Source organism: Iamia sp. SCSIO 61187, assembly GCF_019443745.1.
Taxonomy (GTDB): domain Bacteria; phylum Actinomycetota; class Acidimicrobiia; order Acidimicrobiales; family Iamiaceae; genus Iamia.
This window is the reverse complement of the sequence record NZ_CP050948.1, coordinates 1,861,804-1,877,541: the sequence shown is the minus strand read 5'-3', so window position 1 is coordinate 1,877,541 and position 15,738 is coordinate 1,861,804. Positions and strand designations below refer to the sequence as shown.

At 72.8% G+C, this 15,738-nt stretch carries 15 protein-coding genes; 2 read left to right on the top strand and 13 right to left on the bottom strand.

The annotated features are described in order from the left end of the window. Window positions 1-9: 9 nt before the first annotated feature. Both HC251_RS09075 and HC251_RS09070 read right to left on the bottom strand, forming a co-directional pair. Entirely contained in the window at window positions 10-255 is a 246-nt protein-coding gene (locus HC251_RS09075) for a DUF2630 family protein (protein WP_219944976.1), read from the bottom strand. Between the two features lie 34 nt (window positions 256-289). Continuing rightward, complete coding sequence (locus tag HC251_RS09070) at window positions 290-715, bottom strand: helix-turn-helix domain-containing protein (RefSeq protein ID WP_219944975.1); 426 nt, start codon at window positions 713-715, stop codon at window positions 290-292. A 69-nt stretch (window positions 716-784) separates the two neighbouring features. Here HC251_RS09070 and HC251_RS09065 point away from each other — a divergent pair, with 69 nt between their 5' ends. After that, entirely contained in the window at window positions 785-1,660 is an 876-nt protein-coding gene (locus HC251_RS09065; RefSeq protein ID WP_219944974.1) for an LLM class flavin-dependent oxidoreductase, read from the top strand. Window positions 1,661-1,662: 2 nt separating this feature from the next. Here HC251_RS09065 and HC251_RS09060 read toward each other — a convergent pair whose 3' ends face one another. The 5 genes from HC251_RS09060 to HC251_RS09040 form a co-directional block, all read right to left on the bottom strand. Beyond that, on the bottom strand, window positions 1,663-3,210 hold the full coding sequence (locus HC251_RS09060; RefSeq protein WP_219944973.1) for an AMP-binding protein: 1,548 nt from the start codon (window positions 3,208-3,210) through the stop codon (window positions 1,663-1,665). 120 nt (window positions 3,211-3,330) lie between these two features. Beyond that, the gene (locus HC251_RS09055) at window positions 3,331-4,308 is read right to left on the bottom strand and encodes a cyclase family protein (protein WP_219944972.1); all 978 of its coding nucleotides are present in this window, start codon (window positions 4,306-4,308) and stop codon (window positions 3,331-3,333) included. A 2-nt stretch (window positions 4,309-4,310) separates the two neighbouring features. Then, a complete protein-coding gene (locus HC251_RS09050; protein ID WP_219944971.1) occupies window positions 4,311-5,378 on the bottom strand; it encodes a Zn-dependent alcohol dehydrogenase in 1,068 nt (355 codons plus the stop codon). A gap of 193 nt (window positions 5,379-5,571) precedes the next feature. Next, complete coding sequence (locus HC251_RS09045) at window positions 5,572-7,029, bottom strand: aldehyde dehydrogenase (RefSeq protein WP_219944970.1); 1,458 nt, start codon at window positions 7,027-7,029, stop codon at window positions 5,572-5,574. Between the two features lie 321 nt (window positions 7,030-7,350). Beyond that, window positions 7,351-8,487 carry an LLM class flavin-dependent oxidoreductase gene (locus tag HC251_RS09040; RefSeq protein WP_219944969.1) on the bottom strand — a complete coding sequence of 379 codons (1,137 nt, stop codon included), beginning with the start codon at window positions 8,485-8,487 and terminating at the stop codon, window positions 7,351-7,353. A gap of 68 nt (window positions 8,488-8,555) precedes the next feature. Between HC251_RS09040 and HC251_RS09035 the strand changes: the two genes are divergently transcribed. Next, on the top strand, window positions 8,556-9,671 hold the full coding sequence (locus HC251_RS09035; RefSeq protein WP_219944968.1) for an acyl-CoA dehydrogenase family protein: 1,116 nt from the start codon (window positions 8,556-8,558) through the stop codon (window positions 9,669-9,671). Window positions 9,672-9,737: 66 nt separating this feature from the next. Here HC251_RS09035 and HC251_RS09030 read toward each other — a convergent pair whose 3' ends face one another. The 6 genes from HC251_RS09030 to HC251_RS09005 form a co-directional block, all read right to left on the bottom strand. Beyond that, window positions 9,738-10,937 (bottom strand): amidohydrolase family protein, encoded by a 1,200-nt coding sequence (locus HC251_RS09030; protein ID WP_219944967.1) that lies wholly within the window; start codon window positions 10,935-10,937, stop codon window positions 9,738-9,740. A 32-nt stretch (window positions 10,938-10,969) separates the two neighbouring features. Further along, window positions 10,970-12,100, bottom strand: a complete 1,131-nt coding sequence (locus HC251_RS09025; RefSeq protein WP_219944966.1) for a GNAT family N-acetyltransferase — start codon at window positions 12,098-12,100, stop codon at window positions 10,970-10,972. A gap of 133 nt (window positions 12,101-12,233) precedes the next feature. After that, a complete protein-coding gene (locus HC251_RS09020; protein ID WP_219944965.1) occupies window positions 12,234-13,028 on the bottom strand; it encodes a hypothetical protein in 795 nt (264 codons plus the stop codon). A gap of 38 nt (window positions 13,029-13,066) precedes the next feature. Beyond that, window positions 13,067-14,506 carry an MFS transporter gene (locus HC251_RS09015; RefSeq protein WP_370651288.1) on the bottom strand — a complete coding sequence of 480 codons (1,440 nt, stop codon included), beginning with the start codon at window positions 14,504-14,506 and terminating at the stop codon, window positions 13,067-13,069. A 100-nt stretch (window positions 14,507-14,606) separates the two neighbouring features. Further along, on the bottom strand, window positions 14,607-15,389 hold the full coding sequence (locus HC251_RS09010) for an SDR family NAD(P)-dependent oxidoreductase (protein WP_219944963.1): 783 nt from the start codon (window positions 15,387-15,389) through the stop codon (window positions 14,607-14,609). Further along, window positions 15,389-15,727: an EthD domain-containing protein gene (locus HC251_RS09005; RefSeq protein ID WP_219944962.1), complete on the bottom strand. Its 339-nt coding sequence runs from the start codon at window positions 15,725-15,727 to the stop codon at window positions 15,389-15,391. Before HC251_RS09005 ends, HC251_RS09010 begins: the two co-directional genes overlap by 1 nt. Window positions 15,728-15,738: the final 11 nt, after the last annotated feature.

The window sequence follows — 15,738 nt, the reverse complement described above, 5'->3', positions numbered from 1 at the left end:
TCCCGCTCGCTACTGCTGGTACCCCTCGACCACGCCCTCGGAGCGGACCTCGGCCTCGTCGGGGTCCTGGCCGCTGGCCCGACGGGCCCGCCGCTGGCGCAGGAGGTCCCAGCACTGGTCGAGGGCCACCTCGACCTGGCGCAGGCGGGCGTGGTCCTCGTCGCTCACCGGCTGGCCGTGGCTGGCCGCCTGCTCGAGGCGGTGCTCCTCCTCGGCCAGCTCGTTGATCCGGCGGATCACCTCGGCGTCGTCCATGGCGGCCTCCTGGGGCGGTGAGGTGCGGGTCAGGCTAGATCGCGGCGGCGCCGGTCTCGGCGGCGTCGTAGGTGGCGCGGGCGGCGGAGATCTCGTCGCGGTGGGCGCGTGTCCACGTCACCAGGGGGCCGATCGCCTCCAGGAGGCTCGACCCCATCGGGGTGAGGGCGTAGTCGACCCGGGGTGGCACGACGGGGTGGACGGTGCGCCGCACGAGGCCGTCGCGCTCGAGGTGGCGGAGGGTGCGGGTGAGCATCCGCTGGCTGATGCCGTCGATGTCCCGCCTGAGCTCGGTGAAGCGCCGGGTGCCCTCGCCGAGCAGCTCGACGACCAGCAGCGACCACTTGTCGCCGATGCGGTCGAGCAGGTCGCGCAGCCGGCAGGAGTCGGTCTGGGCCACGACCGACCCGCCGGTGGTTCCCTCGGTGTGCCCCGGTGCCATCGATGTGCCGTCTTCCATCGCACGCCATGGTGGCGCACGATGCCCTCGGTATCAACCAGTAACGGACAGCACTGAGGAGAACCGAGCATGGGTGGAGCGAGCACGGGTGGGTCGAGCGGACCGGACATCGGGGTCTTCCTCCCCACCATGGGCGACGCCGACGGCCCGCCCGGCGACGTCGCCGCCGCCGCCCGCCAGGCCGAAGACCGGGGCTTCGAGTCGGCGTGGGTGGTCGACCAGCTCGTGGCCGGGGCCGGCGCCCCGCTCCTCGACAGCGGTCTGGCCCTCGCCGCCGCGGCCACGGCCACGGACCAGCTGCGCCTGGCCTACGGCGTGGCCATCGTCCCGCTCCGGCCGGTGGTGTGGCTGGCCAAGCAGGTCGCCACGCTCCAGCACCTCTCCGGCGGTCGGGTGCGGGGGCGGCGCCTGGACACCGCCCTCCGGGTCCTGCCGTCGCTCGTCGCCGGGGAGCCCACCGTGCTCGCCGACGAGCCGGGCGCGCCCACCGTGCAGCTGGCGCCGGGCGCCGAGGTGCCACCGCTCGTCGTCGGCGGGATGTCCCCCGCCGCCGAGCGGCGGGTCGTCGAGCTGGGCGCCGAGTGGTTCCTCCTGCCCTTCGGGCCCGACGGCACCCGCCAGGCCCGCGACCGCATCGGCACGCGGGCGGCCGCCGCCGGTCGATCCGCGCCCCGCCTGACGGCCAGCACCATGGTGGCCCTCGAGGGAGATCCCGCCCTCCCCTCCCGGGAGCGGGTGCGAGCCTCGGTGGCCGACCCCCGCGGTCGCTTCGGGATGCCCGCCGAGGCCGTGGACGACGTCGTCCTGCGGGCCGGCCCGGCGGCGGTGGCCGAGCACCTCGCCGCCCTGGCCGACGCCGGCGCCGACCGGGTCGTCGTCACCTTCGCCGCCGGCGACTGGCACGCCCAGGCCGACCTCCTCGCCGAGGCCCGGTCGCTCCTCTGACGTCAGGCGCTGTAGGTCTTGCGGAGCTCGTGCTTGGGGATCTTGCCGCTGGCGTTGCGGGGGATGGCGTCGACGACCTCGAGCCGCTCGGGCAGGGCCTGGGTGCGCAGCCCGGCCGCCTTGAGGTGGGCGACCATCTCGTCGAAGGTCAGCGGCTCCCCGCCCTCGGGTCCGGCGACGACGGCGCACACCATCTCCCCCCGGTCGGCGTCGGGGATCCCGATCACGGCCACGTCGGTGACCTTGGGGTGCTCGTAGAGCAGGTTCTCGACCTCGGCGGCGGAGACGTTCTCGCCCTTGCGGATGATGACGTCCTTGACCCGGCCGGTGATGCGGACGTACCCGTCCTCGTCGATCACGCCGAGGTCCCCGGTGCGGAACCAGCCGTCCTCGTCGAAGGCATCGGCGTCGAGCGAGCCGTCGAGGTACCCCCGCATCATCTGGGGCGCCTTGGCCCGCAGCTCGCCCTCCTCGCCCGGGCCGGTCACGACCCCGTCGAGCGAGACCGTCCGGAGCAGCACGCCGGGCATGGGCCGGCCCTCGGTAGTGGCCAGCTTGTCGTCGGGGTCGAGCGCCGAGCCCATGGTGAGGATGGGGGCCTCGGTCAGGCCCCACCCGGACACGATGCCGAGCCCGCCCAGCTCGTCCTGGATCTCCTTGTGGAGCGCGGGTGGCTTGGGCGCCCCGCCGCCCGGGCACAGGCGGAGGCTGGGGAAGATCCGCACCCCTTCGGGGGCGGCCCGCTGGGCGGCCAGGTACGCCATGTGGAAGAACGTCGCCGACCCGGCCAGGGTCACGTCGGCCTTCGCCGCCAGCTCGGGCGTGGCCTTCGGGTCGAAGGCCTCGGTGATGACGTTGGTGAGCCCGTACATCAGGCTCGACGCCAGCCAGATGGGGCCGGCGATGTGGGTCACCGGGAACGCCATCAGGTTGCGGTCGCCCTCCCGGCACAGCATACGGTCGCACATGCCCCGGGCGGTGACGATGAGGTCGCCGTCGCTGTGGCGGGCGCCCTTGGGGTCGGCGGTGGTGCCCGACGTGTAGAAGAGCCAGGTGGCCGGCTCGTCGGCGCGGGTGGCCGGCGGGGTGGGGGCCGGCGGCAGGCTGGCGGGGTCGCCGTCGGGCAGCGTGCTGGCGGTGACGAGGACCTTCGGCGGGTTCGGGGACTCCTCGGCGATGCGCTCGGCCATGGCCGTGTAGTCGAAGCCCCGCCACTCCCCCGGGACGATGAGCATCGACGACTGCGCCTGGCGGGTGACGAAGCCGACCTCGCGGTCGCGGTAGATGGGGATGATCGGGTTCTGCACCGCCCCGATGCGGCACAGGGCGGCGATGAGGACGAGCGACCCGTGCCAGGTGGGCAGGACCCACGACACCACGTCGCCCTCACCCACGCCCTCGGCGACGAGCCCGGCGGCGACGGTCTCGGCCGAGGCCTTGTACGCGCCGAAGGTGACGGACTGCCCCGACTCGTCGATGGTCATGACCGCGTCGGGCGTCGCCTCCGCCCGGGCCTCGACCAGCTCCCACAGGTTCCGTCCCTCGAGCATCGATCCTCCGTGCGTGGTCCTGATCTGACGGGTCGTCAGGCTAGGTGATCGAGGCCCGTTCGGGCGCCGGAGGCCGACGAGGCGGCGGGCAGGTCGTGGTCCGCCGCCGTGCCCCAGGGCCTACAGCACCGCCACCGGGGCGACGGGGGCGCTGGTGGCCCCGACGATGGGCTCGGGGGCGGCGAGGAGGAGGACGTCCCAGCGGCCGGCGTCGGCGCAGCGGGCGGCGAGGGCCTCCATGTCCCAGTTCTGGCCCTGGAGCAGGCCCATGTCGCGGATCTGGAGCATGTGCACGCAGAGGGTGTCGGACCAGTCCGGGGCCGGTGGCGGGAAGGCCTCGAAGGCGTAGGTGTCGGTGACCATCACCGCGATGTCGTGCTGACGCACCCACTCGACCGAGTGCAGCGACGGCCCGGGGAAGCGGAACTCGTCGCCCTTGGCGTAGCGCTCGCGGCGGCCGGCGTGGAGGTGGCGGACGTCGCCGGTGCGGACGAGGAGGGCGTCGCCGGGCTCGGGGGCGAGCCCGGCGGCGTCGTAGGCCTCGGCCAGGTCGTCGCCGGTGATGGCGTAGCCGGGCTCGACCTCGTCGAGGGCCTCGGCCCCCCGAAGGCGGGCGATGTCGATCACGACGCCGCGGGTCACGATCGGCGTCAGCGTCGACGCCCCGCAGTACCGGGCACCGCCATCGGGGGTGATCGACGACGCCGGGAAGCCGTTCCAGAGCAGGCCGTCGTAGGAGACGTGGGCGAGGGTGTCGAGGTGCGTGGCCGCGCAGGTGCTCATCCGGACCGTGTCGTCGGAGCTGGCCCACACCCCGGGCACGAGCGGGTCCCGCTCGTTGATCGCCTCCATGGTCAGCTCGGGGTTGAGGCGGTGCGGGGGCTGGCCCACCTGGGGGCTGTCGGGGCCCAGGTCGAGGGCGAGGCTGAGCCGCTCCCCCGTCCGGACGCAGGCCGCGCCCCGGCGGGCGGCGGCGTCGTCCAGGAGGTTGCCGCACCCCCGCTGGTCGTCGTCGCCCCAGCGCCCCCAGTTGGTGACTCGGGCCCGGACCTCCTCCAGGTGGGCGGGCAGCGTCGACGACGGGACGGGCGCCGACACGCTCAGGCCAGCTCGAGGACGGCCCGGTTGACCTTGCCGTCGTGCATGGCGGTCAGGGCGTCGTGCACGCCGTCGAGGGGGTACGTCGCCGACACCAGCTCGTCGAGCAGCAGCCTGCCGCTCTTGTAGAGCTCGACGAACAGGGGGATGTCGTGGTGCGGTCGCACCGTGCCGTAGCGGCAGCCCATGATCGACTTGTCGTTGTAGAGCGAGTTGACGACGAAGCTGGCCTCGGTGCCGATCTTGGGCACGCCCAGCAGGATGCACTGGCCGCCCCAGTCGAGGAGGTCGATGGCGGTGCGGATCAGGGCGGGGTGGCCGACGCACTCGAAGGCGTGGTCGACCCCGGTCGGGCAGATCTCCTTCACGGCGGCGACGGTGTCGACGTCGGGTCCGGCGGCGATGAAGTGGGTCGCCCCGAACAGGCGGGCCGCCTCCTCCTTGGCCGGGTTGGCGTCGACGGCGATGATCGGCCCGGCGTCGCTCAGGCGCAGGCCCTGGAGCACGTTGAGGCCGATGCCCCCGACGCCGATCACCACGGCGCTCTCTCCGTGCGTCGGCTTGGCCCGGTTGAGGACGGCGCCGGTGCCGGTCACCACGGCGCACCCGATGAGGCAGGCCGAGCTGAGGGGCACGTCGGAGTCGATGACGATGGCCTGGTTCTCCTGGACGACCGTCGTCTCGGCGAACACGCCGGCGTTGGCGAACTGGAAGGCCTTCTCGCCCCCGACCGTGAACGGGGCCCGCAGCTTGCCCGCCCCCTTCTTGCAGTGCGAGGGGAGCCCACGGGAGCAGGCCGAGCAGCGGCCGCAGAAGCCCATGGTGGTGAGGACGACGTGATCGCCGACCTTCACCGAGCTGACGGCGTCACCGACCTGCTCGACGACGCCGGCGCCCTCGTGGCCCAGCACCACCGGTGTCGGGAACGGGATGGTCCCGTCGACCACCGACACGTCGCTGTGGCACAGCCCGGCGTTGTGGATGCGCACCCGCACCTCGTCGGGCCGGACGTCGCGCACCTCCACGTCGTCCCGCACCTCCAGCTCCCCTGTCCACACGATCCCTCGCATCAGAACTTCCCTTCGTATGACGTTGGCATCTCGACGATCTGCGGCCCGGCGCAGCCGCTGGGGGTGTGGGGGTTGCCCCCACACGAAGCCGATCGGCGCCGAGGAACGAGGCGTCGTCGGCTGGGGCTCTCAGCGCGAGCGCAGCGAGCACCTTCAGCTCGTGTGAACGGAGCGAGCGCCAGCGAGCGAGTGATCACGACCAAAGTATCGACTGCATCTCGGAGTAGGCGTGGAGGCCCCACTGGCCTCCGTCGCGGCCGACGCCGGAGTACTTGAACCCGCCGAAGGCGGCCTCGTGGTTGCGTTGCAGGGTGTTGATGCCGACGTTGCCGCACTCGAGCTGCTTGGCCACGTGCATGGCCCGGCCGGTGTCGCCGCCGAAGACGTAGGAGAACAGGCCGTAGGGGCTGTCGTTGGCGATGGCGACGGCCTCGTCGTCGTCGTCGAAGGGCATGGCCACGATGACCGGGCCGAAGATCTCCTCGCGGGACGCCTTCATGTCGTTGGTGGCGTCGGCCAGGAGGGTGGGGGCGACGTAGAAGCCGGTGTCGAGGTCGGGGCGGTCGCCGCCGGCGACGGCGTTGGCGCCCTCGTCGATGGCGGACCGCACGTACCCCTCGACCCGGTCGCGGTGGGCGCCGGTGATGACCGGCCCCAGGACGGTGTCGCGCTCGAGCGGGTCGCCGACCTTGAGGTGCCCGGCCATCCCCGCCATCTTGGCCACGACCTCGTCGTACTTCGAGCGGTGCACCAGCAGGCGGGTGGGCGAGGTGCAGATCTGCCCGGAGTGGAAGGTCCAGGTGCTCGACACGTTGGCGACGACGGTCTTGACGTCGGCGTCGTCGAAGACGATGGCCGCGCCCTTGCCGCCCAGCTCCAGCAGCAGGCGCTTCATCGAGCGGCCGGCCACCTCGGCGATGCGACACCCGACGGCGGTCGACCCGGTGAAGGAGATCATGTCGACGTCCGGCGACGTGGTGATGGCCTCGGCCGCCTCGACGGTGTCGGCGACCACGACGTTGACGACGCCCGCCGGGAACCCGGCCTCCTCGAAGGCCCGGGCCAGGAGGATCGTGCCCAGCGGGTCCTGCACCGGCGGCTTGACGACGACGGTGTTGCCCATGGCCAGGGCGGGGGCGATCTTGCCGGCCATGTTGGTGATCGGGACGTTGTAGGCGGCGAAGCAGGCCACCACGCCGACCGGGGCCCGGTGCTCGACGGCGCCGACGATCCCGCCGGGGGCGAGGGCCGTCGTGGGCATGACCGCGGGCGGGAGGGGGACCAGGTTGTCGACGGGTCGGGCGTAGTAGCGGAACCGGGCACCGGCCTGGCCGACCTGCATCGTCTTGGCCGTGCGCATGGTGGCGCCGGTCTCGGCCTGGACGACGGGCAGCAGCTCGTCGCGCTGGGCGTCCATGATGTCGGCGACCCGGGCCAGCAGGGCACAGCGCTCGGCCATCGGGGTCGCGGCCCACCCCTTCTGGGCGGTGCGGGCGGCGGCGCAGGCGGCCTCGGCCTCGGCGACGCTGGCGTTCGGGGCCACGCCGACGACCTGCTCGGTGGCCGGGTTGCGGACCTCGTAGCCGCCGCTGGCGCTCACCCACTCCCCGCCGATGAGCAGCCGGTAGTCGTGGTCAGGGCTGATCGTCACGAGCGCGAACTGTAACGCGTTCTACTTGAGGGGGTCAGATCTCCCCAGAGGGGATGACACTGTTATGGATCGGGCGTAAGGTGGCGCCATGGATTCCGAGCGCCCCGTCACGCACGGCCGCTGCTGGGGTTCCCGCCGGGCCCACTGGGTCTGACCCCAGCGCTCCCGTTCTGTCGCGGCAGCCGGTCATCGGTGACCGCTCAGCGCGACAGAACCGATCCGGGGTCGGGCGTGACCCGTTCTGTCGCGGCAGCCGGTCATCGGTGACCGCTCAGCGCGACAGAACCGATGCGCACCCGGCGCCGCGATCCGGTCGCGGGATCAGGCGTTGGCGCCCAGCTGCTCGCGGCGGAGGCGGGTGGTGCGGTGCTCGGGGTCCTTGTCGAAGCGGGGGATGACCTCGCGGCCGAAGAGCTCGGTGGCCTCGATCACGATGGCGATCGGCGTCTCCTGGCTGAGCATCCCGAAGGTCATCTGGTCGGCGCCGACGTCCTCGAAGCGCTGGACGACCCGGCTGACCTCGTCGGGGTCGCCGATGGCCCACTCGCCCATCTGCACGGCCATCTCGACCTCGGCCTGCGTGTAGGGCGTGCACAGCTCCGGCCACACCGGCGTGCCCTCCGGCTTGGGGAAGGTGTCGAGGTACCGGAACAGCAGGCTCTTGTGGTAGTGCCCGCGGGCGTCGAGCATCACCTTGCGGGCCCGATCGCCGTCCTCCAGGCAGATCATCGACGAGGTCACCATCACGTTGTCGTTGACGTACCCGCCGACGGGATCGGCGTCCCCGATCGTGTTCTTGTACGTCTCGATCAGCGGGGCCAGCTGGTCCGACGTGCCGGTGGTGAAGCAGAGGACGCCGAGGCCCAGCTGGGCCGCCTTGGCGAAGGTGGGGGGGCTCCCGGCCGCCACCCACAGCGGCGGGTGGGGCTGGGTCAGCGGCTTGGGCAGCACGTTGCGCGCCGGCGTGGTGAAGAACTGGCCGTCGAAGGCCGGGTAGACGCCGGGCTTCCACATCTCGACCAGCTGGGGCAGCACCTCGTCGAACATGGCCTTGGTGAGGTCGGGCTCGGGGATGCCGAAGCCCTGCTGCTCGGTGGTCGAGCTGCCCCGCCCCATGCCCAGCTCGAAGCGCCCGCCCGAGAGGTGGTCGAGCATGGCGACCTTCTCGGCGGTGCGGAACGGGTGGTTCACCGGCGGGGTGATGTTGAAGATGCCCGAGCCGATGTGGATGCGCTCGGTCGCCGCCGCGCAGTACCCGAGGAAGGCCTCGTTGGCCGACAGGTGCGAGTACTCCTCGAGGAAGTGGTGCTCGGTCGCCCACAGGTACTTGAACCCGGAGCGGTCGGCGGCCCGGACCCACTCCAGCTCCTGCTGGAGCCGGATGTGCTCGGCCGCGTCCCCGTGCTCGTCGACCATCGAGGCCGGCGTGTACATCCCGTTGAAGATCCCGAACTCCATGGCCGCGGACTGTAACGCGTTCTCGTTTCTGGCCTCGGGGGCGGACGAGCGCCCTCTACCATCGCTCCGTGACCGAGCTGGATCGCTTCCGGGCCGACGCCGCCGCCTTCATCGCCTCGTCGGTCGCCGACGGCCTGGCCTGCCGGGCCTTCGGGGCCATCCTCCCCCCCGACCTCCACGACCGGGCCCGGGGCTGGCAGCGCTACATGGCCGAGCACGGCTTCGCCGCCCTCCACTGGCCCGAGGACTGCGGTGGGCGGGGCCTGAGCCGCGCCCACACCGGTGTCTGGGCCGAGGAGTGCGCCCGGGCCGAGGTCAGCCCGTACCTCAACCTCCAGGGCATCGTCCTGGCCGGCGAGGCGATCCTCCGCAGCGGCACCGACGAGCAGAAGACGTCGCTGCTGCCGGGCACCGCCTCGGGCGCCATCCTCTGGTGCCAGCTCTTCTCCGAGCCCGAGGCCGGCTCGGACCTGGCGTCCCTGCGGACCACGGCGGTGGGCACGCCCGAGGAGGGGTTCGTCGTCACCGGGCAGAAGACGTGGTGCTCCAACGGGCAGCTGGCCGAGATGGGGATCCTCATGGCCCGCACCGGTGGCCCCGGGCACCGCGGCATCTCGTTCTTCCTCCTCGACATGGGCCTGCCCGGCATCGAGGTGCGACCGCTGCGGCAGATGACCGGCGACGCCGAGTTCACCGAGGTCTTCCTGGACTCGGTCGAGGTGCCCGGCGACGCCCTCCTCGGGCCGCTCGACGGCGGGTGGGGCGTCGCCATGGGCGTCCTCGGCGACGAGCGGGGCTCGAGCGACGCATCCGGCCTGATCAGCCTCGACCGGCGCCTGGCCCGGTTGGCGCGGCTCGCCGAGTCGAGCGGTGGCGGGGTCGAGCGCGACCGGCTGGCGTCGGTCCTGGCGAGCGGGCACGCGCTCCGGTCGATGCTGGTGGCCTCCGGTGGCGGCCCGGGTGCGGGCTCGGCGGCCAAGCTCCTGCGGACCGAGCTCGAGTTCGGCGCCGCCGGGCTCGCCGTCGACCTGTCGGGCCCGGCCGGCATGCTCGCCGGCGGCCCCACCGACGGCTTCCTCTACTCCCCCGGCATGAAGATCGCCGGCGGGTCCAGCGAGATCCAGCGCAACATCATCGGCGAGCGCGTCCTCGGCCTCCCCCGTGAGCCCAAGCCCGACCGCTGACCCGGTCACGACCACGAGGTGCCGGTCAGGACGCGACGTGCCAGGCACGTCGCGTCCTCGCCGCCGCTAGGGCGCGAAGTCGAGGCCGAGCATCTCGATGGCGTTGCCCCGGACGAGCTTGCGGACCACGTCCTCGGGCAGGTTGCCCATCAGCTTCTCGCCGACCTCGCGGCTCTTGGGCCAGGTCGAGTCGGAGTGCGGGTAGTCGGTCTCGAAGCAGATGTTGTCGATGCCGCACTTCTCGATGTTCTCGAGCCCGTAGACGTCGTCGAAGAAGCAGCCGTAGATCTGGCGGTAGTAGTAGGTCGACGGCGGCTCGGGCACGATGTCGGCCACGCCGCCCCACGCCCGGTTCTCCTCCCAGACGTTGTCGGCCCGCTCGAGGATGTAGGGGATCCACCCGATCTGGCCCTCGCTGTAGGCCAGCTTCAGGGTGGGCAGCTTCTCCAGCCAGCCCGAGAACAGCCAGTCGGTCATCGAGCTCATGGCGTTGCCGAAGGTGAGCGTCGACCCCACCGCGGCGGGGGCGTCGGCGGAGGTGGACGGCATCTTCGACGACGAGCCGATGTGCATGTTGATCACGGTGCCGGTCTCGGCGCAGGCCCGGAAGAAGGGCTCCCAGTAGTCGGTGTGGATCGACGGGAGGCCGAGGTAGGGCGGGATCTCGCTGAAGCAGACGGCCCGGACGCCCCGGTCGGCGTTGCGCCGGACCTCGGCGGCGGCCAGGTCGGCGTCCCACAGGTGGGTGATGGTCAGCGGGATCAGCCGGCCGCCGGAGTCGCCGCACCACTCCTCGACCATCCAGTCGTTGTAGGCCTTCACGCACAGGTCGGCGAGGACCTTGTCGGACGCCTCCATGAAGGTCTGCCCGCAGAACCGGGGGAACGAGGGGAAGCACATCTGGGCCTCGGTCCAGTTGGCGTCCATGTCCTCGAGGCGGGCCTTCGGGTCCCAGCAGCCCTTGCGCATCTCCTCGTAGGTGATGCCGGTGACCTTGACCTCGTCGCGGTCGAACCCGACGGCGGCCGAGAGGCGGGTCTGGGGGATCTTCTTGTCCTCGTAGAGCCACCAGTCGCACAGCTCGCCGTCGTCGGACGGCTCGTAGCTGAACACGCCGCCGACGTACTTCATCGTCCCCCGCTCCTGGATCGTGCGGGGCCCGACGTCGTGGTACTCCTTCGGCAGCCGGTCGAGCCACACCGTGCGGTGCTCGATGACGTGGTCGTCGACCGAGATGATCTTCGGGAAGTCGTCGGCGGGGGCCATGTGACGATCGTACCCCCGGATCTGACGACCCGTCAGGTTCGGGCGGAGCCGCCTGCTGCGGCCCGCCACTCGTCGACCAGGAGGGCGTATCCGTAGCCGTCGACCCAGCCGTGCGTGCGGTGCAGGGCACCGGACACGACGTGCTGCTCCCGTCGCATCCCGAGGCGCTCCATCAACCGCCACGACGGGACGTTGTCGGCGAAGCACGACGCCGTGACCCGGCGCAGACCCAGCTCGGCGAAGGCCACCCGCACCAGGTCAGCGGCCGCCTCCGTGGCCAGGCCCCGCCCGTGGACGGCGGCGGCGAAGGACCAGCCGAGCACGCCCTCGCACCCGGCGGCCACGTCCTCCACCTCGGCCTGGGCCTCACCGTCCTGGACGAGCAGCATCAGCTCGCCGACGACGGCGCCCTCCTCCTCGACCACGAGCCGCACCGGAAGCCGGGCCGGGTCGGCCCAGCGAGCGGCGAACGACGGCTCGTCGTGCTGCACTGCGGTCTCCCACTCCGACACCTGCGGGTCGTCGGACCAGGCCCGAACGGCGGGCACGTCGCCGGCCGTGGCCCGACGGATCAGAAGGCGATCGGTCCACCGCGGCCAGGCGACGTCACCGAGCGACGGCCGACGGGGCGGGGCCCAGCCGGCCGGCCGGGCCTCCCACTCCGACCGCAGCAGCGCGTAGCCGTACCAGTCGAGCCAGCGGCCGCTCCGGTGGAGGCTGTCGCGGACCATGTGGCCCTCACGTCGCATCCCGATCCGCTCCATCAGCCGCCACGACGGTTCGTTGGCGACGAAGCAGTCGGCCGCGACCCGCCGGGCGCCGAGGCCGTCGAAGGCGATGGCCAGCATCTCGAGCGCCGCTTCGGTGGCCAGCCCCCGGCCGTGCACGGCCGGGTCGAAGGCCCAGCCCAGCTCGGCGTCGACCACCCCCTCGGGGACGGGCACGCCCTGCTGGGCGTACGGGGCCTTGGTCCGCACGCCCAGTTCGGCGATGACCCGGGCGTCGAGCTCGGCGACCAGCTGCCCGTCGATCCGCTCCACGAAGCGCGCCGTGAAGGTCGCCTCGTCGGTCGCCGGGGCGTCGCGCCACTCGGCGACCTCCGGAAGCCGGTTGTATGCCCAGCACGCCGCGGCGTCGTCGGGCGTGGCCGGCCGGACCAGCAACCGCTCGGTCCACCGCGGCCAGGTCAGGTCCCGGCGAGGACGGTCACGCCCTCAGCCTGTCAGGCCGGCCGGTCACGTCCCGCCGGAGATGGTCAGCGCGCCACCCATCCGGTGGCGGCCGACCGACCTGCCGTCAGCGGAGCTGGTCGGCGTAGGTGTCGGTGCCGGGGACGGTGCCCTTGAACGGGCCGTGGAAGGCGGCGGTGCCCAGGCCCGCCTCGGCCAGGCCGGCGGGGACGGCGGCCCACGTGTCGGCCCATCCCGGGGCCACGTCGTCGTCGACGAAGGCCAGCAAGAGGGTCCGATCCGCGGTGCGCTCGGCGGGGACGTCGCTCGGCGCGTCGGTCGGCATGGGCACGGGGTCGAACACGGCCGTGACCTCGTGGCCCGGGGCGTGGTCCCCCCACCAGGCGGCGACGGCGGCGGAGTCGACGCCCTCGGCCCGGTCGACGACGGTCATCACGAGCGACGGCGAGCGGTGGTCGAGGGCGAGCTCGACCGGCACCCCGTCCTCGCGGCCGGGGACCTCGCCGGCGAAGCGGTACATCACGGTGTGGACGTGGTCGCGGTGCTCGAACATCCGGTCGGAGTCGATCAGGTGCCGGACCTGGCGGGTGCCCCAGTCCATCCACTCGCCGAACTTGCCGGCGACGATCCAGTAGAGCGACAGGTACGACCCGTCGAGGGGGTCGGGGGCGACGGTGCTGTCGGGCGCCCGCAGGTCCTTGAGGTCCCGGGTGGCGACGAAGCGAGCCCCGCTGATCGTCCACGCCCCGAGCATGCAGCCGGCGTAGAAGTGGTCCCGCTCGTACCAGCGGTTGTAGGCCACCTCGTGGCCCTGGTGCGGCTCGACCAGGGTGACGAGGGCGCCCCCCAGCTCGACCGGTCGTCCCCGGCGGCTCTTGCCCGTGCCCACCTCTTGCGCCATGACCTGCTCCTCGGCTCGCTCGCGAACGAGAACAGGTTCTACTTCATCGGAGCCCGCTCGCGGTGGGGGGTGGGCGGGGAGGAGACCGCACACGAGAAGCACGCCTCCACCGCGGCCTCGTCCTCCTCGGCCTTGGCGTCCTCCCCCGCGGCCACCTCCAGCACGTCGGAGCGGATGGTGAGCCACGCGATGGCGGCGCCGACGAGGACCACCGCGGCGCCGACCACCGTCGCTCGGTGGAAGCCGTCGACGAGCGTCTCGCCGCCCACGGCGGCGGAGGCGTCGAACCCGGCGATGATCGGGAGGCCGGCCACGGCGATCAGCCCAGCGGCGCGCGACACGGCGTTGTTCACCCCGGAGGCGACCCCGGCGTGGCGGGCGTCGGCGGCGGCCAGGACGGTCGACGTCAGCGGGGCGACGGTGAGCACCAGGCCGCCGGAGAACACGAGCAGGGCGGGGAGGACCTGTGCGAGGTAGGTCCCGCCGGTGTCGATCCGGAGCATCAGGACCATGCCGGCGGCGATGCCCAGGGGGCCGAGCGTCATCGGGATCCGTGGCCCGATGCGCTGGGCCAGTGCGCCGCTGCGGGAGGACAGGGCCAGCATCACCAGCGTCAGCGGGACGGTGGCGGCGCCGGCGGCGAGGGGCGAGTAGCCGAGCGCCTGCTGGAGCACCAGGCTGAGCAGGAACAGCACGGCCGAGAGGGCGGCGTAGACGGCGAAGGTCACGGCGTTGGCCCCGGAGAACTGGCGTGACCGGAAGATCCCGAGCGGGAGCATGGGGTGCGCCGTCCGGGCCTCGACCACCACGAAGGTGGCCAGCACGGCGAGGCCGACCAGGCCCACGACGACGTCCTCCTGGATCAGACCGTAGGTCGAGGCGGCCAGGCCCAGGGCGCCCAGGGCGGCGCCGGGGAGGTCGGGCCGGCCCTCGATGGTGGGGTCCCGGGACTCGAGCAGGTGGCGCTGGCCGACCAGGATCACGACTGCGGCCATGGGCAGGTTCAGGAGGAAGACCCACCGCCAGGAGGCGGCCTCGACCAGCCACCCGCCCAGGAACGGGCCGATGGCGGTGGTGATGCCGGCCAGCCCGGACCAGGCCCCGATGGCCCGGGCCCGGTCGTCGGGGTGGAAGGTGGTCTGGATGAGGGCCAGGCTGCCGGGCACCAGGAAGGCGCCGGCCACCCCCTGGAAGGCCCGGGCCACCACCAGCAGGGGGACGTTCGGGGCCATCCCGCACATCAGCGAGGCCAGGGCGAAGGCGCCGGCCCCGGCCAGGTAGACCCGCTTGCGGCCCAGCCGGTCGCCGACCGAGCCACCCACCAGGATCAGCGAGGCGAGGGTGACGAGGTAGCCGTTGGCGATCCAGCTCAGCCCGGCGAACGAGGCGTCCAGCTCCCGGCCGATGGTGGGCAGGGCCACGTTGATGACCGTGCCGTCGAGGAAGGCGATCCCCGAGCCGAGGACCGTCGTGAGCATGACCCAGCGCCCGGCGGCCGAGTCCAGCCGCAGCCCGTCCTCGGGCGGCACCAGCGCGGGCTCGACCGGGCTCACGCGCCGAACCTACCGGCGATGAGGGTCAGATCGTGCCGGAGATGGCGCGCAGCAGGGCGTCGGACTGGAGGCTGGGCAGCACGCTGCCCCCGTCGACCACGATCGTCTGGCCGGTGATGTAGCTGGAGGCGTCCGAGGCCAGGAACGCGACCACGTCGGCCACCTCGCCGGCGTCGCCGATGCGGGCCAGCGGGGTGCCGGCCTCGGCCCCGGCCAGCCAGGTGGGGTTGTCGGTGACCATCCGGGTGAGCGGGGTGCGGACCATGCCCGGGGCCACGCAGTTGACCCGCACGGTGGGCGCCGCCTCCATGGCCGCCGACATGGTGAGGGCGATCACGCCGGCCTTGGCCGCCGAGTACGGCCCCTCCCCCATCGTCGGGCGGACGCCGGTCAGCGAGGCCACGTTGACGACGGTGCCGCCGGCGCCTGCCATCATCCGGGGGATCACGGCCCGCAGGCAGGTGAACGTGCCCGTGAGGTTGACCCCGACGAGCAGGTCCCACTCCTTGTCGGTGTAGTCCCACAATGCCTTGGCCGTGCCGATGCCGGCGTTGGGGATCAAGACGTCGATCTCGCCCAGCTGCTCGACCGTCTGGGCCACGGCGGCCTCGACCTCCGCGGTGACGGCGACGTCGCCGGTGATGGCGATCCCGCCGACCTCCTCGGCCACGGCGGCGGCGCCCTCCGGGCGACGGTCGAGGATGGCGACCCGGGCGCCGCCCCGCGCCAGCCGCCGGGCGACCTCGGCCCCGATGCCCGAGCCGCCCCCGGTCACCAGGGCGACCCGGCGGTCGAAGTCGAGCTCCATCAGACGACGACCACGGGGTCGGCGGTCACCGTGACCTGCAGCCTGTCCGCGTCGAGGAAGTTGGCCATGTCGTCGTTCATGCGCTGGGACTCGGGCTGGGTGGCGAAGGCCCAGAAGGCGTCCCAGTCGGCGAAGGTCTGCACGGTGATGCCGTCGTAGGTGCCGAGGCCCAGCTTCCCGGCCTCGGGCGTGGCCGGGAACTGCTGGTAGCTCAGCAGGTGCCGGGCCAGGGCCGGGTCGTCCCGGATGAGGGGGCCGTGGGTCCCGTGCCAGTAGGCGAGGAACTCGTCGTGGCTGAGGTCGGGCCGGCGGACCAGCAGGGCGTGCAGGGTGATCATCGTTCTCTCCG